We start from the raw sequence: 20,227 nt of genomic DNA, 5'->3' as shown, positions 1-20,227 counted from the left end.
CGCGCGCCGAGACGGAAGACCTTCGGCCAGGAATCGCCTCAGGTGTCGAAACCGAGGCGACGCGCTGAGCGCTGCTTCATACGCGAGGCACGGAGCCGACGCAGGCGCTTGACCAGCATGGGGTCGTGCTCCAGCGCTACTTGGGTGTCGATGAGCGCATTGAGAACCTGGTAGTAGCGCGTCGATCCCATGTCGAAGCGCTCACGGATCATTTGCTCCTTGGATCCAGCAAACTTCCACCACTGACGTTCAAACGCCAAGATGTCCCGATCGCGGTCACTCAACGACGTGACCTGCTGTTGGGCCTGCTCGGCGGCGCTCATGCGGTGGTTCCCTCCGGGACGTGAGGTGCTGGCGTACAGGCCCAATCCTATGCCGGAACTACACCAGTGTCATTCCGAACGGCGTGGCGAGTTGACGCGTGTGACACCTGTGACGAACGGGGTTGATGTGACGCGCCTCGGGGCCGCGCCCCGCGCCCTAACTGCGTTAGGTGCCCTTGACTGGGAAATTTCCCAGTCAAGGGCACCTAACGCAGTTAGTTCCGACGGGTTAGGCCATCGAATCGAGCAGGATCCGGATGTCGTCCTCGGTGGTCAGCGGGTTGACGATCGCAAACCGCGCGAGGGTCTCCCCGTCGTGGGAGGTCGGCACGACGAACCCGGTTTGGTCAGCGAGCAACTGGTCGGACCACGCGTGGTAGTCCTCGGACTTCCACCCGAGGCGACGAAACACCAACACGCTCAGGTCAGCGTCGCGTACGACCTCGACGTAGTCACGGCGCTCGACCTCTGCCTGCGCGAACCGCGTCACATCGAGGGTGTGCTCGATGGCCTGGGTATACGCGTCAGTTCCGTTGGCTACCAAGGAGAACCAGAACGGCAATCCGCGCGCGCGCCGCGTCAGGCCCACCGAATAGTCGGTGGGATTCCACTCCGGGGAGTCATTGAGCACGTCGAGATAGGTGGCGTGCTGGGTATGCGCGACCCGCGCCAGGTTGGGGTCGCGATAGAGCAGCGCGCAACAGTCAAACGGCGCAAACAGCCACTTGTGCGGGTCGACGATGAAGGAATCAGCTCGCTCCACGCCCACATATTTCTCCCGGACGCTGGGTGCGGCCAGGCCCGCGCCGCCGTACGCCCCGTCGACGTGGAACCAGATCCCAAACTCTTCACACACGTCGGCTATCGACTCCAGATCGTCGATGATGCCGAAGTTGGTGCTGCCTGCGGTCGCCACCACCGCGAAGAAGGTCTCGGGGCCGTTTTCGAGGAGGACCTCCCGTAGCCGCTCCCCCGTCAACTGCATTCGGTCGTTGACCGGCACCTGCACCTCGTCAGCGTCCATCACCCGGCAGGCGGTTGCGATCGAGGAGTGCGAGCCGACCGTGGCGGCAATGCGGTATGGCCGAGCCCCGGTCCCCGCGCGCTCGGCGACTTCGCGCGCGGTGGTGCGCGCAGCCACGAGCGCGGAGAGATTGCCGATGGTGCCGCCCTGGACAAACGAGCCGCCCGCCTCTGCTGGAAGCCCAGCGAGGTCAGCAATCCAGCGCAGTGCCTGGTTTTCGGCGTAGACCGCGCCGGAGCCCTCCAGCCACGATCCGGCATAGATCGAGGACGCCCCGACCACCAGGTCGAACATGGCCGCCTCCCGCGTGGGCGCGCACGGAATGAACGAGAGATAGCGCGGGTGGTCGATCGACAGGCACGCAGGGGCCAACTTCTGCGCGAAAAGGTCAAGCGCGGCGAGCCCGCCACGGCCCTCAGACTGAATCGCTGCGCCCGCCACGTCATCCAGCTCAGCGCGGGTCAGGGGGCTGTCCAACGGCACCGGGTCCATCCGCAGGCGCTCCTCGGAGTAGCGCAGGATCTCAGCGGCCAGGGCTTGGGTTTCATCGGTGAACTGGTGCACAGTCATTGAGTCTAGATCCGGCTCGATAGGTTGGCGGTATGCCCGCGCGACCGCTTGAAGAGCTCGTCCATGCCAGTTGGGTGCCGGTGCTGGACCCCGCCCGAGAACACCTGACCGAGGCCGGAGATTTTCTGCGGACCGAACTCGCCGAGGGGCGTGGCTATCTCCCCGCGGCCGACCACGTATTACGGGCCTTCCAGATGCCGCTACCGGACGTACGAGTCCTCATCGTCGGCCAGGATCCCTACCCGACACCGGGTCACGCCGTCGGATTGTGCTTCTCGGTCGCTCCCGAGGTCCGTCCGGTGCCACGCAGCCTGCAGAACATCTACGCCGAGCTGGAGTCCGACCTCGGTCTGATGAAACCCGACTCAGGCGACCTGAGCCCGTGGGTCGATCAGGGCGTGCTTCTGCTGAACCGAGTCCTCACCGTTCGCGCTGGCTCTCCTGGGAGCCACCGCCAGCACGGATGGGAGCACGTTACGGCCGCGGCAATTCAGGGACTGGTCGCCCGCGGAGGCCCCTTGGTCGCGATCCTGTGGGGCCGAGACGCGCGCAGCCTTGCGCCGCACTTGGGCGCGGTTCCCTATGTCGAAAGCTCGCACCCCTCGCCACTCTCTGCACGAGCGGGGTTCTTCGGGTCGCGCCCATTTAGCCGGGTCAACGCGCTTCTCGAAGAACAAGGTTCGGCACCAATCGATTGGAGCCTGACATGAGCGAACAACGACACTGGCGGCGGTACGTCGCGCTCGGCGATTCCTTCACCGAGGGCATGAGCGACCCTTCCCCTGGCGACCCGAATTCCTTTGTCGGCTGGGCGGATCGGCTCGCAGCGAGCCTCGCGGCGCGCAATGCCGCCGACGGCGTGGAGTTCGGGTACGCCAACCTGGCCATCCGCGGCAGACTCGTGGCCGACATCACCAGTCGTCAGGTCGACGAGGCGCTCGTACTGACACCTGACCTCGTCAGCATCGTCGGTGGCGCCAACGATTGTCTTCGGCCGAAAGTCGACCTGGACCACGTCGCGCAGCAACTCGAGGATGCCGTAGCCCGCATTCGTGCCACTGGCGCCGACGTGCTCATGGCAACAACCGCACACCCCGGTTGGGCTCCCTTGTTCCGGCGACTTCAGTCCCGGTTCGCGGCGCATACCGCCAACGTGTGGGGCATTGCGCAGCGTCATGACTGTTTCGTCATCGACCAATGGTCTTTGCGCGCCTTACGCCACCCGGCGATGTGGGCCACTGACCGCATTCACCTGTCGACGATCGGCCATCAGCGGGTCGCCGCTCAGGCCGCCTGGACACTCGGCCTCACACCAGATGAGGACTGGCAGACGCCCCTGCCACCTGCACCCCAACTCGGCCGCTGGACCAGCACGCAAAAACACGCGGCCTGGGCACGTACTCACCTGGCTCCGTGGGTCCAGCGACGCATCCAAGGACGCAGCTCCGGCGACACGGTGACCGCAAAGCGCCCGACCGTTACGCCGGTTCAGTAGGCGGGGTCTCGACCGGCGTTGGCCGACCACCAACGCTGGTCGAGTAGGCAGGAACGCAGTGATCTGCCGTATCGAGACCACCCGATGCGAGAGGATCGACCCATGAGCCACCCCACACCCAGGCACCCCGAGCAGGTCTACACCTATGGCACGCCGCAGTTGAAGTTCGGACCCGGTGCCAGCGCGGAGATCGGGTACGACCTCAGCCGCACGGGTGCCCGCCGCGCCCTGATCGTCACCGACGCAGGCATCGCGGCCTCGGGTGGACCGGCTCAGGTTGCCGACCAGATGCGCGAGTTCGACATTGAGACAGTCATTTTCGACGGCAGCCGGGTCGAGCCAACTGACGCCTCTCTGGACGATGCGATCGCGTTCGCCCGCGAACACGGACCGTTCGACGCCTATGTGGCGGTGGGCGGCGGGTCGAGCATCGACACCGCAAAGGCCATCAATCTGCTGATGACCAACGACGGAGCGCTCCTGGACTACGTCAATGCCCCCGTCGGTGGCGGCAAGGCTCCCTCTGTGCCACTCAAGCCACTCATCGCCGTCCCGACGACAACGGGCACCGGTTCAGAAAGCACCACCATCTGTGTCCTGGACGTGCTTGACCAGCACGTCAAAAGCGGGATCAGCCACGCGTGGCTACGCCCGACGATGGCTGTCATCGACCCAGACCTGACGATGTCCCAACCAGCGATGGTGACCGCCTGCGCCGGGATGGACATCCTGTGCCATGCGCTGGAGAGCTACACCGCTCGGCCCTACACGTCCTACGAGCACAAACAAGCACACGAACGAGTGCCCTACTGCGGCTCAAACCCGATCGCCGACATGTGGAGCGAAAAAGCTCTCCAGCTCATGGCGGGCAGTTTCCGCAGGGCGGTCGCCGACGGCTCGGACCGCAGCGCACGCGGTGACATGGCCATGGCCGCAACCTTTGCAGGCATGGGCTTCGGCAATGCCGGAGTCCACCTTCCGCACGCCAACGCGTACCCGATTGCGGGTCAGGTCAAGGGTTTTCACCCCGAAGGTTACCCTGGCGACGAGGCTATGGTTCCCCACGGAATGGCCGTATCCCTTACGGCCCCAGCGGCTTTCCGCCTCACGTATGCTGCCGCACCTGAACGCCACCTTCGTGCGGCACAACTCCTAGACGCGCAGGCACCTCGCACGAGCGACCCCGCAAATCAGTTGCCGTCTATCCTCGTCCGACTTTTCCAGGACATTGGAATCCCCAACGGCCTCAGTGGAGTGGGGTTTACTGACACCGACCTTGACGCACTCACCGAGGGCACCCTGAAACAGGAACGGCTCCTGACGACAGCACCTCTTCCCATCGACAGGGCGGCCGTACGTCGTGTGCTTGCCGATTCGATGAGCCTTTGGTGATGCAGTGCTACTGAAACTGTCGAGTGACTGCGCATACCCGACTCATCCTCTAGACCGGACGAGCATGCCGGCGCAGATAGCCCTCCAGCGAGTTCTGCACATGCCGACCCATCAGGTCGGCGGCCAGGTCAGGATCGCCTGACCGGACAGCTCGAGCAATCTGCGCATGCTCACCCCACGAGTGCTCGCCTCGCGCGCGGACGTCCATCCGGTAAAGCCACTCGACTTTTCCTGAGATCTGTCGCAAGAGCCGGTGCAGGGAGACACTCTCGCTGAACTCCGCTATGCCCAAATGAAACTGGGTGTTGAGCGGCGGTAGGTCAGCACGACTTGGCTCGTCCAAGAGACCTTGGCCTGTGCGCACCAGCCGGTCTAACTGCTCACCAAAGGCCATCACGGTCGGATCGTCAGGGTTCCTCTGAAAGCGCTCTGCGCTTCGTCGCGTCGTCAGTTCCTCCATCGTCCGTCGAACGGCGAAAAGGTCTGCCGCCTCCGTCCGGTCCAGCGACGCAACCCGCATCCCCGCGTACGCCACGCTGGTCACGAAACCCTCAACTTCCAGTTGCTTGAGCGCTTCACGAATCGGCACCCGCGATACCTCATAGGTCTCGCACAGCGCAGATTCGGTGATGCGCGTTCCCGGCGGGTGGACGCCGCTCATGATGTCGCCGCGCAGGGCCATAAGGACCTGATCCGCGCGTCTCACCATGCAGCGCTCGCCGCCGTACCGGGGATGGCGCTCAGCAATTCTCGGGTGTACTCGGCATCCGGTTGAGCGAATACCTCATCAACTGAACCGGTTTCGACGACTTTTCCGTTCTGCATGACCACGACATCGTGGGCAATCAAACGCACGACAGCGAGGTCGTGCGTAATGAACAGCAGGGACAGCCCAAGGTCGCGCTGCAGGTTGCCAAGCAACTGAAGGATCTGGTCCTGAACCAGGACATCCAGGGCCGACACCGCCTCGTCACAAATCACCAGTCGCGGATCCAGCGCCAAAGCGCGCGCGATGGCGACCCGCTGGCGCTGCCCGCCCGACAGCTGGCTCGGATAGCGGTCGGCGACTTCTTGCGGTAGCGCCACCTGATCGAGCAGCTCCGCAACCCTCGCCTTGCGGCTCTGACGATCGCCAACCTTGAAGACACGCAGCGGTTCATCGATGATCCGCTCGATGCTGAACATGGGATTCAACGACGCGTACGGATCCTGGAACACCGGCTGCATCGCGCGCCGGATCGCCCGGCGCTGAGTGCCTTTGGCCTGTGCAACCGCGTCCCCACACACCCGCACGGAGCCTTCAGTCGGGACCTCGAGACCGAGCGCCATCCTGGCCACGGTGGTCTTGCCCGAGCCCGACTCACCCACGACCGCCGTCGTCCTGCCGCGATGGACCTCGAACGACACATCATCAACCGCAGTGACCGGGCCCTTCCGCCCGCGTCCAGAAAAGACCTTGGTGAGGTGGTTGGCGACCAGGATCGGTTCGTCGTCGGCCCCGGTTTCGGGCTCGGCTGCGTCGTCACGTTCGCGGTCGGCCATTTCCAGGCCGGTGGATCGCGCCACGGTGACCGCCACCGACGGCGCTGCAGCCACGAGCCGTTGCGTGTATTCGTGCTGGGGATCGCGCAGCACCTCTCGAGCTGGCCCGTCCTCGACAATGCGTCCCTTCCACATGACCACCACCCGATCGGCGCGGTCTGCCGCAAGTCCAAGGTCGTGAGTGACCAGCAGCATGGCCATTCCCTTGCGGCTCCGCAGGGTCTCCAGTAGATCCAGAACGCGGCGCTGCATGGTGACGTCGAGCGCCGAGGTCGGCTCATCCGCGATCAGGAGCTGCGGTTCGCAGGCGAGCGCCATCGCGATGAGGACTCGTTGACGCATGCCGCCCGAGAACTCGTGGGGATACTGCCTGCTGCGTCGCGGCGCATCCGGGATGCCGGTCTCCGCAAGCAACTCGATGGCCCGTTCCTTGGCCCGCCGCCCGGAAGCCAGCCCGTGGGCCTCCAACGTTTCGGCGACTTGACGACCCACCCGCGCCGACGGATTCAGGTTGGACATCGGGTCCTGAGGGACAAGGCCAACCTGGCGTCCGCGAAGGTGCAGCAGCCTGCGCTTGGTCGGGTGTGTGATGTCTTCGCCGTCGTACTCGATCACCCCGCTCGTCACTGCACCGCCGGCAGGCAGCACATTCATGATTGAGGCGGCCATCGTCGACTTGCCTGAACCGGACTCGCCCACGACGGCAACGCGCTCACCCGGCGCTATGGTCAGGCTGACGCCGTGGACCACCCGCTTCTGGTGATAACTCACCTCAAGATCGGTGAGGCGCAGCAATGGCGCGGCAACCGGTTCAGCGTCCGACGGCATACCCTTGCGCCCCTCTGGGGTTGGCGGCGGCCGCCATGAGCCCGGTCTCGGCGTCGCGGGTCACGATCGACACGCGCCCCAGCGCCCAGTCCCCCGCACGGGTCACCACGTGACCACGCCTTTCCAAGTCAGCGATGACGTCCTCGCCTATCCGGTCCTCCACCACCGCGCCTCCGGGGGTCCAGGTCCTCGGCCAGAACGATCCGGGCATTGACGTCGTATGCAGAGACGGCGCGTCGATCGCTTGCTGCGGGGTATAACCCCCTACGAGCAGACGCAACATGGTGCTGAGTTGCCACTGATCCTGCTGGTCTCCGCCGGGTGTCCCCATCGCGCACCACGGGACCCCGTCCTTGAGGAGCAGTGTGGGCGACAGGGTGGTCCGCGGACGCTGCCCGGGTCGCAGTGCGGACGGTGACCGTTCATCGAGCCACGTCATCTGTAGCCGCGTGCCCAGACAGAAGCCAAGCTCGGGAATCACCGGGTTGGACTGCAGCCAGCCGCCTGATGGCGTGGCCGCGATCATGTTGCCCCACCGATCCACAACGTCGAGGTGGCAGGTGTCGCCCCGCGTGCGTCCCGATACCGACACCGTCGGCTCACCGGCGCCTGCACCCTCAACCTGATCCGCGTCCTCCAACTCCAGCGGGGGGAGGTGCCGCTCCGCGCCGTCGATCTGCCCGGGGCGGAACTCATGCGAGGCGGTCTCACCAATCATGGCGCACCGGGACGCGGCGTAGTCCTGGGACAACAGCGTCGAGATGGGCACCGCCGAGGCTTCGCCCCCAGGATCTCCGTAGTAGGTATCCCGGTCGGCGAGCGCGAGCTTGAGCGCCTCCAGGATACGGTGGGCGCCGTCAGCCGTGGCGGGGTCGATCTCATGTGGCTCGAATTCAGCAAGGATCGACAGTGCTTGCAACAGCACCGGCCCCTGGCCCCAAGCGCCGGTCTTGCACACAGTGACACCGAAGAGGTCTACCGTGACCGGATCCTCATATCCTGCGCGCCAATTCGCCATGTCGGACACGGTGATCACGCCGGCATGGTCGGCGCCAGTGGAGTGCCGGTGTGGGGTGCGTACGAACTTCTCTATAGCCGAAGCAACGAAGCCGCTGGCCCACTCATCGCGTGCCGCGTCGATCCGCCCCACCCGGTCGGAGGCGCTGTCACCAGCGTCCAGCAGGCGACGCAACGTTTTGGCGTAGGCGGGCAAACGCAGGACCTCACCCTCGGCAGGGGCCTTCCCGTCCGGCATCCAGACAGCGGCTGAAGAAGGCCAGTGCTCTCGGAACGTGTCCGCCATCTGCGCGATCGTCGCTGCCGCCCGCCCAATGATCTGGTGACCACGCTCGGCGTAGTCGATAGCGAAGCTCAACACGTCGGCGAGTTCCCACGTGCCGTGGTCGCGCAGCAACAACATCCACGCGTCAAACGACCCTGGTACGGCGGCGGCCAACGCTCCTGAGCCTGGTACCTGGTCGAGGCCTTCTGACACGTAGTGCTCGATCGTCGCGCCGACGGGCGCCGGCCCTTGTCCCACCAGGACACGTGGTGTGGGGTCCTCAGCCGTTGCGAACAGGCCCGTCATATCTCCGCCGATGCCGTTCAGATGTGGCTCGACGACGTGCAAGACGAACGCACCAGCGACGGCGGCATCAAAGGCATTGCCGTCCCGCTCGAGCACCGCTTGCATGGTCGCGCTGGCGATCCAGTGCGTTGAGGCCGACATTCCAAAGTGCCCTCGCAGCGTGGGGCGCGTGGTGGTCTCGGTAGGTGGAACAAAGGTGGACATCAGAGAGTCAGCGCTTCCTGCTCGTGGGGTCGAGGGCATCCCGGAGGGCGTCTCCGAAAAGGTTGAAGGCCAAACAGATCGCCGCAATCGCAAGACCGGGAATGACGGCAGCGCTCGGCGCTCGGAAGATGTACTGCTGGGCATCGGACAGCATGATGCCCAGGCTTGGAGTTGGGGGCTGGATCCCTAGACCAAGGAAAGAGAGGAGTGCCTCGCCGATGACGGCAACAGGCATGATCACGGTCGCCTGAACAATCAACGCAGACAACGTGTTCGGCAAGATGTGGTGGGTCAGGATCCGCAAGGTTCCAGCATCCAGGCTGCGCGCCGCGAGGACGAAGTCCAGGCTCTTGAGCCGCAGCGTTTCGGCACGGATGACACGAATAACGTTGGGTGTCTGGGCAATTCCCAGAGCGACAGCGGCATTGGTGACGCTCGGGCCGTTGATGGCCGCGAGACCAACCGCGATGATCAAGAACGGGAACGCCAGGGTGACGTCGGTCAGCCGGGACACAATCACGTCGACCCACCGGATGTACCCCGCCACCAGACCCAACGGGGTCCCCACCACGATGGCGAACAGTACCGACATCGCGCCGACCAGAAGCGATACCCGGATCCCAAACACGATGCGGGACAGCACATCCCGGCCGAGGTCGTCAGTGCCGAGGGGGAATCCCTCAGTGAATGGTCGTTGGAATGGCGTATCGAAGTGAACTGTCTCGGGCGCGTACGGCGCAATCAGAGGTGCGAAGATCGCCACCGTCACGAGGACAAGAAGCAGCCCACCACCCACAGCACCCATCGGATTGCGCATCAGCTGCCTCAGCGCGCTGCGTCCTGAACGCTTGACCTCTGGGAGGTTGTGCTCAGCCGGACTTGAGGTCGTCATTGGCTACTCCCCGAAACGCGGATTCGGGGATCGATGAGCGAGTAGAGCAAGTCGATCGCCAAGTTGATAAAGATGTATCCAAAGGTGGTGATGATGACAACCGCCTGGATCACCGGGTAGTCACGAGTAAAGACACTGTCGAGCGTGAGTTTGCCGAAGCCCGGCAGTCCGAAGATCCGCTCGGTCACGACGGCGCCCGAAATCAGCCCACCTAGTTGCAACCCGATGATGGTGACCACCACGATCAACGAGTTGCGCAAAGCGAACCGACCGATGACCTGCCGATTGGGCAACCCCTTGGCCCGCGCGGTCCGTACGTAATCCGCCGACAACGTATCGAGCATCGATGATCGGGTCTGCCGCATGATGACCGCCGCTAATCCAGTGCCGAGAACGACTGCGGGAAGCGTGAGGTAGTAGAGAGCGCGCAGCGGTTCTTCGGTGACAGGCACGTACCCAGAGGCGGGGAACCAGTTCAGCCCGATCGCCAGATAGACGATGGCAAGCAGTCCCAACCAGAAGCTCGGGACTGATAGCGCGACCAACGTAAATCCGTTGGCGATCCACTCCGGCCAACGACCGCGGTAGACCGCTGCGACCACACCCGCACCGATGCCAATGATGACCGCCACCAAGAGGGCGTACAGGCTGAGCCAGAGGGTCACCGGAAGAGTGGTCGTAATGAGGTCGGATACCGGAAGCCCGGTAGCGATCGAGGTTCCTAGATCGCCTTGAGCCAGGCTTTTGACGAAGGCCCAATACTGCACTGGCACAGGTTGATCGAGGCCAAGGTCGGCCCGCACCGCGGCCAGGGTTTCGGGGTCGGCCTGCTCGCCCGCAAGCGCTAGCGCGGGATCGCCAGGCAACGCCCGTACGCCGAGGAAGACGATGATCGAGGCGAGGACCAGGGTGACCAGGGCTTGGCCCAGCCGACTGAGCACATACCGGCCCATTAGTCCGCCGCTCCTGCCCGGTATCCGGCTCGATCCAGCCGGATAACTCCATCGGCATAGGCGCGGATTCCGACCACCTTGGTCGAGTAGGTCGTCAGGCTCCGCTGTCGGTAGAGGTAGATCAGCGGATCGTCTTTCTGAACCTGCTGCACGATCCGTCCATAGATTTTCGACCTCTTGCTCGTGGTGGTGGCCTGCGCAGCCTTCACCATCAGCGCATCGACGTCCTTATTGCTATAACTGCCATAGTTATTCGGCGCTTTCGTCGTCAAGAATGCGGCCATGTTGCCGTGTGGATCGACGCGCCCGGACCACCCAAGTTGAGCGATCTCGAAGTTTCCGGTGGAGGTGTCATCCAACAGGGTCGTGAACTCGACCGGCTCAATCGTGAGCTCGAAGCCTCCCTTGGAGACGCTGCCCTGAATCGCCTGGGCCAGGCGTAGGACATCTGGACTATTGGTGACCTTCATGGACACCTTGACAGGGGTCTTGAATCCAGCGTCTTTCAAGAGCGCTCGCGACTTCTTCGGGTCGGGGGTGGAACAAGCGTTGCTCGCAGGGGTGGCGTACGGAGAATCTGGGGATATCGGCGAGCAGGCCGGCTCGTACCAGTTGTCAAAGACCGAGTTGACCAAGGCCTTTCGGTCCAAGCTCAGCTCCAACGCTTGGCGCACTCTGGAGTCGCGTAAGGGAGATTTGGCGTACGCCGGCTTCTTACTGGCGGAGTTGAGGATCACCGACTGATATCCGAGCGATCCCACCTGCAGGAGTCCGGTCCCGGGTCGCTTGCGGAGCCAGTCCACGGAGGCCGTCGAGGTGGTGTCGACCACCTGCACGTCGCCCGATTGCAGGTTCGCCGCGCGGATGTTGGCGTCCACCATCACGCGATAGGTAATGGAGTCGAGGTGGATCTGGTCGGCCGCGTAATAGTTCGGGTCCTTGGTGACGACCACCGAGGTCGCCGGGACGCGCTTCTTGAATTTGAACGCGCCGACGCACACCGGAGCGTCTCCAAAGTTGTCGCCAAGGCGGGCCAGTGCTTTGGGGCTCATGATCATTCCGGCCCGGTCCGCGAGCGCCGCGACCGTCGGCGCAAACGGCTTCTCGAAGCGCATCTCGATGGTGTGGGTATTCACGACCTTTACGGACGTCACCGGCCCGATCTCGCCGGCACGCGCCGAGTCCTTCTTGGTGAGATGCCGGTTCAGCGACGTGCGTACGGCCTGCGCGTTGAACGTTGTGCCATCCGCGAACTTCACGCCCTTGCGTAGCGATATCCGCAGGACGCGCCCCTGCTCAGACATCGCGGGGAGTGCGGTCGCGAGCTGAGGAACAATCCGGCCCTTGGCATCGATGTCGTAGAGCTTTTCGCAGAACGAACTCATGATGTTTCGGGTATTAAGCGAGCTCGAGGTTGTCGGGTCGAGGACGTCCGCATCACCGGCGAGAGCAATCGCTAGATCGCCGCCCTTGCGAACCGAGACGCCGTCGGCGGAAACCTCCGTGAGGTCGGCTCGATCAGGCGGCTCGGAACGCTGTTGCACCGGCGAGCACGCGACCAACAGCATGGCGACCGTCACGGCGGTGGTTCCAGCGCGTAGTGCTACGAGCCTGCGCACGCAGTTCGCCACGAAGCCACACCTTCAGTTTGTATACAATTTCCCGAATGGCGATAGGTTGACATGCGCCGACCCACTCGTCAAGAGGTTCTCGGCACTTTCCTTCGGCGAGAAAGTCGTTCCAGGGGAAGAAAGGCCAGCAGGCACACTGCAGTCGGGACGAAATGGATCGACAGCAGCAGGTAGGTCACCGCATGGAAGCCGATCCAGAAGGCAACGGACAGATAGAGCACTCGCCCGCGCAGCCACAGCATGACGGGTGAAAGAAGCTCGGCGATGAACACCACCCACTGCATGACGTACGTCAACCAGGGCACCCCGACAAGCCAGTCAGAGAGGAAGGTTCCGCGGCGCGACATCGCCCAGACCAAGACAGCGGACGAGGCCCAACCCCACCCTGCGTCGAGAACCTTCGCGACCGCTGCGAGGAAGTACGTCGAGATGACCGCGACCTGGATCACCCGTAGCGCCCAACCCGCCTCTTCGCTCTTGCTCTTGTCGCCGAACAGCGCGTGACCCACCAGCGGCAAAACACACAGCGCGACGATCAACGCGAAGTGGTCATGGTTGATCTTGGAGTAGGAGAACGCGTTACTGAGCCAGTCGAGCATCCCTGCGGCGCAGACGAATCCGGCTAGCCGAGGTGCGCGTCCACTCATCGCAACCAGCGCTGAGGCAATGATGACGATCCGCAGCACCTGCACATAGGTTGGAGATGGCTGCGGGAGATACAAAATCTCGCGGAACGGCAGCGGTTGATAAAGGTCGTGTGGAACTCCGCCGTGGCCAATGGGGAAGGCAGTGAACACGAGGACGTCCAGGATGACGACGGCGTACACGAAGACCCGCAGCCACGCGACCCGGGCCATCGCAATCCGCGGAAAAAACCACACCATTAGCGCTCCCCGGGATTCGCCGGGTCAGGCACAGACCACGTCGCAACAGTCACTCGCTGCCTGCCCGCAACCCGCGAATCCCGCAAGGTACTCACGGTGTCGACCATGTCGACTCGGGCGAGGCGTGGCCGGTCGGGAGCGTACGCAGCCCACATCACCGCGACCGCCTGTAATCGATTCGGCTCGCGGACGATCCGCTCACGCTGACCTTCGATCTCGGCACGCTCCAGACCAATCCCGCCGTAACCCAACGGGATGTCCACTCGCCGACCCTGCGTGTCGACTCCTTCGAGGCCGAGCGAATGGATCTCGCCGTTGATGTCGACCTTGAAAGCGAACTGCACCATCGGGGCGAAGGGCCAGGTCCGATCGTCCTCCCCGAGTGTTCCCGCCGTGATTCCCGCAGCAACCAGCAGCACGACGCACACCCGCCAGGCCCGACCGAACCGCGTCACGTCAGCAGTCGATCTCCTGGCGGACGGCCGCGACGAAGGCATCCACGTCGGCCTCGGTGGTGTCGAAGGCACACATCCACCGAACCTCGCCAGCGGTCTCGTCCCAGAAATAGAACAGGAAGGATTCCATCAAGCGCCGCGAAACCTCGTGCGGCAGAACGGGAAACACTGAGTTCGACTGGACCGGGCGGGCGATCGAGACTCCCGGCAGGTCGCGTACGCCCTCGGCCAGCCGCTGAGCCATCGCATTCGCATGGGATGCGTTGCGCAGGTAAAGATCGTCGCTGAGGAGCGCCATGAGTTGCGCCGAGATGAACCGCATCTTGGAGGCGAGTTGCATCGTCTGCTTGCGCAGGAACTTCATCCCGCGCACCGCATCGGGGTTGAGCACGATGACGGCCTCGCCGACCATCAGCCCGTTCTTGGTACCCCCGAAGGAGAGAAGGTCGACCCCGGTATCGGTCACCATCTCGCGGAAGCCGACCCCGAGCGAGGCCGCGGCATTGGACAGGCGGGACCCGTCGACGTGGACCACCATCCCGAGGTCATGCGCGCGCCGGGACACGGCGGCGATCTCCTCGACGGAATAGCAGGTGCCCAGTTCGGTCGTCTGGGTGATGGAGACCACGCGGGCCTGCGCCGCGTGCTCGTCGTCGTGCTTGAGCGCGAAGGCGTCGAGCTGGTCAGGCCGGAGCTTGCCATCGCTGGTCTCGACCTGGAGCAACTTGAGCCCGCCCATTCGCTCCGGGGCGGCACATTCGTCGACATTGATGTGCGCTGCGGTCGTGCAGACCACGCCATCCCAGCGATCCGTAACCGCCTGCAGCGCCACCACATTCGCACCGGTGCCGTTGAAGACCGGGAACGCTTGGGCGGCCTCGCCAAAGTGCGAACGGATCACGTCCTGCAGTGCGGCGGTGTAGTCATCGCCGCCATAGGCGACCTGGTGGCCACCGTTGGCGCGCTCAATAGCAGTCAGGATCTCGGGGTGGATTCCGGCGTAGTTATCGCTCGCGAAGCCGCGGCTCTCGGTGTCGTGCACAGTCACCAGGCCATCGTGCCCTACGCCAGCCCGCTCATCACTGCCCGGTGCGGCCGTCGATGCACTCCCGTAGGAGGTCCGCGTGCCCGGCATGACGCGCATACTCCTCCACAAGGTGGACATAGACGTCCCGAATCTCGATCTCATCGCTGCCCGAACGCACCAAGACCGACCAATCAGTCAGGCGTGAGGCAACGTCCTCGGCGTGGGCGACCTCCCGCTTCCAGGACTCCCAAGCGTCCTGAATCTGGGCAGAGTCAGCCTGGACACCGTCAAAGTCGAGGTCTGGCTGTTCGTCGGTTCGATACAGCCGCGGCAATTCAGCGTGACCTTCGAGAACCCTTCGCGCCCAATGGTGCTCGACCCTGGCTAGGTGCCGAATCATGCCCAGGAGTGACATCGTCGAGGGCGGTACGGACCGCGCAGCCATCTGCTCGACCGTCAGGTCCTGGCACTTGAGCTCGATTGTGAGGCGATAGGCCTGCAGGTAGTCCAGGACGCACGCCTGCTCACCGCGGGTCGTTTCGCCACTGTCTCGTGGGTCGTCCTCGGGGTCGACCCACATGTCGGGGTGCGCACGTGTCATGCGCCTACCTCAGCCCGTCTCGTCTCTGCGCGCAAGCGAATTCACCTGCGGCAGTTTCGGCGGCGGCCCGCATCGAGTGGGGAAAATCTGCGGGTGTGGACGTCGACTCACCCACACTTTGTCCCAAGTCGATCCTGGGTTGGGGGACGTGAAGTCTTTTCGCAGGCCCGTATGAAGCGCCACGTGCTCCAGATCAGGAACCCGACCCACATGGGCATGCCGATGACTACTGGTGCGTACGGAGCATCCGGCACGTCGTACGCACCGATCAGCCCGAGCATGAAGTACACCATGGGGGTGGCCGACCAGAGCGCGACCAGGAGCAACGCACCAAGGACTTGACCGATCAGACGCCCTATGGCGGAGCCCGGCTGATCGGCGATCGTCGAGGTGAGCTTGGTCGGGGCTGAGTTGGTGTTGGTGTTGGTTTCCATGGCACCACCCTCGCCAAGTCGGGGCCCCCGCGAATCCGTAGAACACCCGCAGCACCATGAGTAGTTGCCCCTAAATTTCCCCTATACCCCAGGTCTCGATACGGCGGATCACCGCGTTCCGACCTACTCGACCATCGTTGGGAAGGCCCTCCCTACGACGGGGCAGGGAGCACGTCCAGGATCTCGCGGTTGATCTCTTGCACCGGCTGGTCGAAGAGGCTCACGACCTCCTCGGCAATCAGGTCGACCGGGGTAAAGCCGGCGAACTTCGCCTCAGGCTTATCGGCGCGCATCTGGGGCGTCAGGAGCGCCTTGATCCGCAGAATCACCGAAGCCGCATCGGCGTCGGCCGCCTCGAAAGAATGGCCCAGTGCGCGCATCCAAGTCTCGGCCGCTGCCTTAGAGGTCAGGTACGCCGCGTTCTTGGCAGTGGGACGCTCCAACATCGTCGTCGACACGATCGCAACTCGTCCTACCGGTGACGCCACGATCGCGTCGTGCAGGGCGCGGGTCGTGTGCTGGAGGGTGCGGACCAGGTTGTCGTGCAACCAGGCGTAGTCGGCCAGGTCGGCCTCGACGATTCCCTGCCCACCCCGCCAGCCGCCGACAAGGTGGATCAGGCCATCGACGCGGCCGTACGTCTCCACCAGCCCGGCGCCCCAGGTTCTGGTCGCGTCCTCATCGAGAAGGTCGACGACAGTGGTCTCGATACGGCTCGCGCTGGGGCGCTCGCCTACTCGACCATCGTTGTCTAGTTCTCGACCATCGTTGTCTAGTTCTCGAGCGGCGTTGTCGCCTATTCGACCGGCGTTGTCGGCGAGATGATCTAGCCGCGCTTGGTCGCGACCGGCGACGACCACCGTCGCGCCCGCCTTCGCCAGCGCCTCAACGGTTGCCGGACCAGCCGCGCCGGTCGCGCCGGTCACCACCACGACAGCTCCGTGCAGTGGGTCACTCATGCAGCCTCCAGATGATCACCTGATGTCGCGGTAATTCCCGACGTCGAGGCAATCACATCCGCAAGCTTTTTGCGCAGCGCCTCATAGAACACGTTGAGCGGGAACTCGTCCGGTTGTACCAGATTGGTGAGGTCCTTGACAGGACCATCCAGCGGCAGAGCCTCAGCGCCCTTGGCCCACGTCGAGGCGGGGTGCGGGTTCACATACCGGGTCACGAACTCATAGGACGCCAGCCAGTGACCCACTCGGGAGCGGTCAATTCCGGAGCGGTACAGCACTTCGACGTCATCGCAGAGCGCCACCACCACGTCCGGCACGCGCCGCCAATCGAAGGAGAGCTTGTTGTCCGTCCAGCGCAGCGCGTCGTGCTTGTGCAGGTAGGCGAAGAGCAACTGGCCCCCGAGCCCGTCGTAGTTGCGCACCCGATCACCAGTGATCGGGAAACGGAACAGTCGGTCGAACAGGATCGCGTATTGAACGAACTTCGCATAGGGCTGGCCAGCCTTCTCCAACTCAACCGCCTGGCGGAAGGTGTTGAGATCGCACCGCAACTCTTCGAGGGCATACATCCAGAACGGCATCCGCTGTTTGATCATGAAGGGATCGAACGGCAGGTCGCCGTGGCTGTGTGTGCGGTCGTGAATGAGGTCCCACATCGCGAAGGTCGACTGAGCAAGCCCCTGGGAGCCCACGAGCCGTTCGGCGTCCGGCGGCAACTGCAGACGCAACAACTCAGCCGCGGAGGACACGACGCGACGGAAGCGTGCGCCCTCGCGGTCACAGAAGATCGCACCCCAGCTGAACTTCGGAACCTCCCGCACCGCAACGGTTTCCGGGAAGAGCACCGCCGAGTTGGTGTCGTAGCCGTCAGTGAAGTCGATGAAATTGACGGCGAGGAACATCGGGTTGTCGTAGGTCGCCTCCACCTCGGCGAGCCAGTCCGGCCACTGCACCGAGATCAGAAGCGCTTCAAAAACCCGGTTGGGGTTTCCGTTCTGGGTGTACATCGGGAACACCACCAGATGCTCGATGCCATCCTCGCGGCACTCATCTGGTCGAAATGCCATGAGCGAGTCGAGGAAATCCGGTGTGCCGAAACCCGATTCAACCCACGCGTTCAAGTCCAGCGGCAGTGCCTGCAGGTATGCCTCGTCGTGCGGAAAATGTGGTGCGAGCGCCGCAATCTCGGTCGACATCGTGGCGACGAGTTCGCGGGCACGCTGATGGTCGTGCTCGGCGCCATCGATCGAGCCGTCCTTGGCTTGCATCACGCGCAGTTCGCTGACAGCGGCCTTCAGTCGGAGCCACTCAGGAAGATTGGCTAGCGCCGATGATTCGGCGACGACGGTCGCGGCATTCTTACCGCCGCTGGCCCAGGTCACCAGGTTCGACCAGAATCGCGCGTTGTCGAGTTCCTCGATCGAGTCGTCCCCGACCAGGTCTGAGTCGGCAAGGACAACGACTCGACCTGCGCCGTATGGCAAGGCCACGGCCAGCGGCTCTCCTGCCGGGTCTGCCGAACGACTGGTGCTCTGCAGCACCAGCGCGTCGGGGGCCCTGGACACATCGACAGTCCCCGCGCGATAGAAGGCGACGTCGTCAACGCCCGCGAGGAGGCCCTGACCCGCGCCGCTGATCCCTTCGCCGCGCACCCACGTGGCGTTGCCTTGATGGCGACGTCCGCCGTCGGCTGACTCGTGAACCAGAGTGCTGCGTACCGCAAGGCCAAAGCGCAAGAGAAGTTCGTTGACGCTGTTGCCGTATGTCTCCTGGTCACACTCCCCCAGGACAACAAGCCCGCCACCGGACCGGACGAATCCCTCCAGCGCATCGATCTCTGATCCGGTGAGGACCGGCGGCAGGTCGCCCACCACTCGCTCGGACCTGGCTTCGGCCGGATGCGCCAACACGAAGACGTCGGCAACTTCCAATGCCGCAGGGGTCAACGGACCATCGGCATGCCCGAGGACGGCGAAGCCGGCCGCCCGCAGAATCTCTGCTGAGCGGGCCAGGCTGGCATCCGCAGGGTTGGCCGGGTTCATCCTGGCCGCAACCTCACGGTGGAGCGACCACGCGCTGCTGTGCGCCTGATCGACCAGCACGTTCGGGAAGACACCCATGAAAAACCCCTTTCGACTGCAAATTTTGCGTTGATGTCGAGCGTACGCGACAGATTCTCACGTCGTCCACTCATGGCGCCCCACCTCTTTGGACCCACCACCCAGACGCCCTCTCGCGACAGAGCCGTTAGCCTCAGGGCTATGCCCGTCGATCGCCTGATGCCCACGCCAGAGTCGGAAGATCTCATCGACCTGACACGTGAGGTGTGCCGAGGCACGCTCGCTCCGGCCGTTGACGCGGCCGAGTCCGCGGCCGAGATGCCTCGCGAGGTCTACCGCACCCTGGGCCGCGCGGGTTTGCTGTCCCTGCCCTATGACGAGGACTACGGCGGCGCGGGCCAGCCCTACGAGGTCTACCTCCAGGTCGTCGAGGAAATTGCCTCGACCTGGATGAGTGTCGCCGTCGGGACGTCGGTCCACAGCCTGAGTTGTTATGCGCTCAGCACGGCGGGTTCGTCCGAACAGCGGGCTCAGTTCTTGCCGGACATGTTGGGCGGCGACCTTCTGGGTGCGTACTGCCTGTCGGAGCAGGGTGCTGGCTCAGATGTCTCGGCGATTTCTACGCGCGCGATGCAGACCGATGGCGGCTACCGCATCCGTGGACGCAAGGCGTGGATTTCCAACGCCGGTCACGCCGATTTCTACACAACCTTCGTGCGGACCGGCGACCACCCCACCAAAGGTCTTTCGTGCTTCCTCATTCCTGCCGAGACGGACGGGCTGTCATTCGCCGCTCCGGAGAACAAGATGGGCCTGGCCAGCGACCCCGTGCGAGAGGTCATCTTCGATGATGCCCTCGTCGACGCTGGTCGACTCATCGGCGAGGAAGGGCAAGGGATGTCCCTTGCGCTCGCCGCGTTGGACTCCGGACGCCTCGGCATCGCCGCTGCCGCCACCGGCCTCGCGCAGGCAGCGCTCGACCTAGCCGTCTCTTATGCCCAGGAGCGGCGGCAGTTCGGGCGAGCTATTGCCGACAACCAGGGCTTGGCCTTCATCCTGGCCGACCTCGAAGCCGCAACATCCTCAGCGCGCAGTGCCTACCTCTACGCCGCCAGGCTGCGCGACGCGGGCCGACCGTTTAGCAAGGAAGCCGCAACAGCCAAGCTCGTCGCAACCGACGCGGCCATGAAGGTGACGACAGACGCCGTGCAAGTGCTCGGTGGCGCTGGATATACCAAGGACTTCCCGGCCGAGCGCTATTTCCGTGACGCGAAAGTCACCCAGATCTTCGAAGGCACCAACCAGATTCAGCGGCTGGTGATCTCACGCCAGCTGCTTCGCTCCCCTTCCTGAGAGGTTCAACTC

At 64.1% G+C, this 20,227-nt stretch carries 19 protein-coding genes; 4 read left to right on the top strand and 15 right to left on the bottom strand.

The genetic code is table 11. The features are described 5' to 3' along the window. Window positions 1–38 precede the first annotated feature (38 nt). Both F562_RS0116725 and F562_RS0116720 read right to left on the bottom strand, forming a co-directional pair. Window positions 39–323: a DUF3263 domain-containing protein gene (locus F562_RS0116725; RefSeq protein ID WP_018158123.1), complete on the bottom strand. Its 285-nt coding sequence runs from the start codon at window positions 321–323 to the stop codon at window positions 39–41. 229 nt (window positions 324–552) lie between these two features. Beyond that, window positions 553–1,917 (bottom strand): pyridoxal phosphate-dependent decarboxylase family protein, encoded by a 1,365-nt coding sequence (locus F562_RS0116720; protein ID WP_018158122.1) that lies wholly within the window; start codon window positions 1,915–1,917, stop codon window positions 553–555. A gap of 32 nt (window positions 1,918–1,949) precedes the next feature. Between F562_RS0116720 and F562_RS0116715 the strand changes: the two genes are divergently transcribed. From F562_RS0116715 to F562_RS0116705, 3 genes are all read left to right on the top strand, one after another. After that, the gene (locus tag F562_RS0116715) at window positions 1,950–2,627 is read left to right on the top strand and encodes a uracil-DNA glycosylase (RefSeq protein ID WP_018158121.1); all 678 of its coding nucleotides are present in this window, start codon (window positions 1,950–1,952) and stop codon (window positions 2,625–2,627) included. Then, entirely contained in the window at window positions 2,624–3,412 is a 789-nt protein-coding gene (locus F562_RS0116710) for an SGNH/GDSL hydrolase family protein (RefSeq protein WP_018158120.1), read from the top strand. Before F562_RS0116715 ends, F562_RS0116710 begins: the two co-directional genes overlap by 4 nt. Before the next feature lie 102 nt (window positions 3,413–3,514). Next, complete coding sequence (locus F562_RS0116705; protein WP_026181350.1) at window positions 3,515–4,804, top strand: hydroxyacid-oxoacid transhydrogenase; 1,290 nt, start codon at window positions 3,515–3,517, stop codon at window positions 4,802–4,804. A 49-nt stretch (window positions 4,805–4,853) separates the two neighbouring features. On the opposite strand, the gene F562_RS19775 is transcribed toward F562_RS0116705, so the two are convergent. From F562_RS19775 to F562_RS0116640, 13 genes are all read right to left on the bottom strand, one after another. Beyond that, window positions 4,854–5,513, bottom strand: coding sequence for a GntR family transcriptional regulator (locus tag F562_RS19775; RefSeq protein WP_040385384.1), 660 nt, complete (start codon window positions 5,511–5,513; stop codon window positions 4,854–4,856). Further along, complete coding sequence (locus tag F562_RS0116695) at window positions 5,507–7,174, bottom strand: dipeptide ABC transporter ATP-binding protein (RefSeq protein WP_018158117.1); 1,668 nt, start codon at window positions 7,172–7,174, stop codon at window positions 5,507–5,509. Before F562_RS0116695 ends, F562_RS19775 begins: the two co-directional genes overlap by 7 nt. Continuing rightward, window positions 7,158–8,966 (bottom strand): gamma-glutamyltransferase family protein, encoded by a 1,809-nt coding sequence (locus F562_RS0116690; RefSeq protein WP_018158116.1) that lies wholly within the window; start codon window positions 8,964–8,966, stop codon window positions 7,158–7,160. The genes F562_RS0116695 and F562_RS0116690 overlap by 17 nt, the downstream gene beginning before the upstream one ends. A 7-nt stretch (window positions 8,967–8,973) precedes the next feature. After that, complete coding sequence (locus F562_RS0116685; RefSeq protein ID WP_018158115.1) at window positions 8,974–9,858, bottom strand: ABC transporter permease; 885 nt, start codon at window positions 9,856–9,858, stop codon at window positions 8,974–8,976. Further along, a complete protein-coding gene (locus tag F562_RS0116680) occupies window positions 9,855–10,811 on the bottom strand; it encodes an ABC transporter permease (protein ID WP_018158114.1) in 957 nt (318 codons plus the stop codon). The genes F562_RS0116685 and F562_RS0116680 overlap by 4 nt, the downstream gene beginning before the upstream one ends. After that, the gene (locus F562_RS0116675) at window positions 10,811–12,430 is read right to left on the bottom strand and encodes an ABC transporter substrate-binding protein (protein ID WP_211206473.1); all 1,620 of its coding nucleotides are present in this window, start codon (window positions 12,428–12,430) and stop codon (window positions 10,811–10,813) included. The genes F562_RS0116680 and F562_RS0116675 overlap by 1 nt, the downstream gene beginning before the upstream one ends. Window positions 12,431–12,510: 80 nt before the next feature. Then, a complete protein-coding gene (locus F562_RS19770) occupies window positions 12,511–13,326 on the bottom strand; it encodes an HTTM domain-containing protein (protein WP_018158112.1) in 816 nt (271 codons plus the stop codon). Continuing rightward, a complete protein-coding gene (locus tag F562_RS20435) occupies window positions 13,326–13,781 on the bottom strand; it encodes a hypothetical protein (protein WP_018158111.1) in 456 nt (151 codons plus the stop codon). Before F562_RS20435 ends, F562_RS19770 begins: the two co-directional genes overlap by 1 nt. A 1-nt stretch (window position 13,782) precedes the next feature. Next, the gene (locus tag F562_RS0116660) at window positions 13,783–14,916 is read right to left on the bottom strand and encodes a threonine aldolase family protein (protein ID WP_018158110.1); all 1,134 of its coding nucleotides are present in this window, start codon (window positions 14,914–14,916) and stop codon (window positions 13,783–13,785) included. Further along, on the bottom strand, window positions 14,861–15,409 hold the full coding sequence (locus F562_RS0116655; protein WP_156822700.1) for a DinB family protein: 549 nt from the start codon (window positions 15,407–15,409) through the stop codon (window positions 14,861–14,863). Before F562_RS0116655 ends, F562_RS0116660 begins: the two co-directional genes overlap by 56 nt. A 107-nt stretch (window positions 15,410–15,516) precedes the next feature. Beyond that, a complete protein-coding gene (locus F562_RS0116650) occupies window positions 15,517–15,843 on the bottom strand; it encodes a hypothetical protein (protein ID WP_018158108.1) in 327 nt (108 codons plus the stop codon). A 152-nt stretch (window positions 15,844–15,995) separates the two neighbouring features. Then, window positions 15,996–16,802 (bottom strand): SDR family NAD(P)-dependent oxidoreductase, encoded by an 807-nt coding sequence (locus F562_RS0116645; protein ID WP_018158107.1) that lies wholly within the window; start codon window positions 16,800–16,802, stop codon window positions 15,996–15,998. Further along, a complete protein-coding gene (locus F562_RS0116640) occupies window positions 16,799–18,922 on the bottom strand; it encodes a DUF6421 family protein (protein WP_018158106.1) in 2,124 nt (707 codons plus the stop codon). The genes F562_RS0116645 and F562_RS0116640 overlap by 4 nt, the downstream gene beginning before the upstream one ends. Window positions 18,923–19,063: 141 nt before the next feature. On the opposite strand from F562_RS0116640, the gene F562_RS0116635 reads away from it, so the two are divergent. Further along, window positions 19,064–20,215, top strand: coding sequence for an acyl-CoA dehydrogenase family protein (locus tag F562_RS0116635; protein WP_018158105.1), 1,152 nt, complete (start codon window positions 19,064–19,066; stop codon window positions 20,213–20,215). The last annotated feature ends 12 nt before the right edge of the window (window positions 20,216–20,227 follow it).

It is taken from the genome of Demetria terragena DSM 11295 (genome assembly GCF_000376825.1).
Taxonomy (GTDB): domain Bacteria; phylum Actinomycetota; class Actinomycetes; order Actinomycetales; family Dermatophilaceae; genus Demetria; species Demetria terragena.
This window is presented reverse-complemented; position numbering and strand designations above follow the sequence as displayed.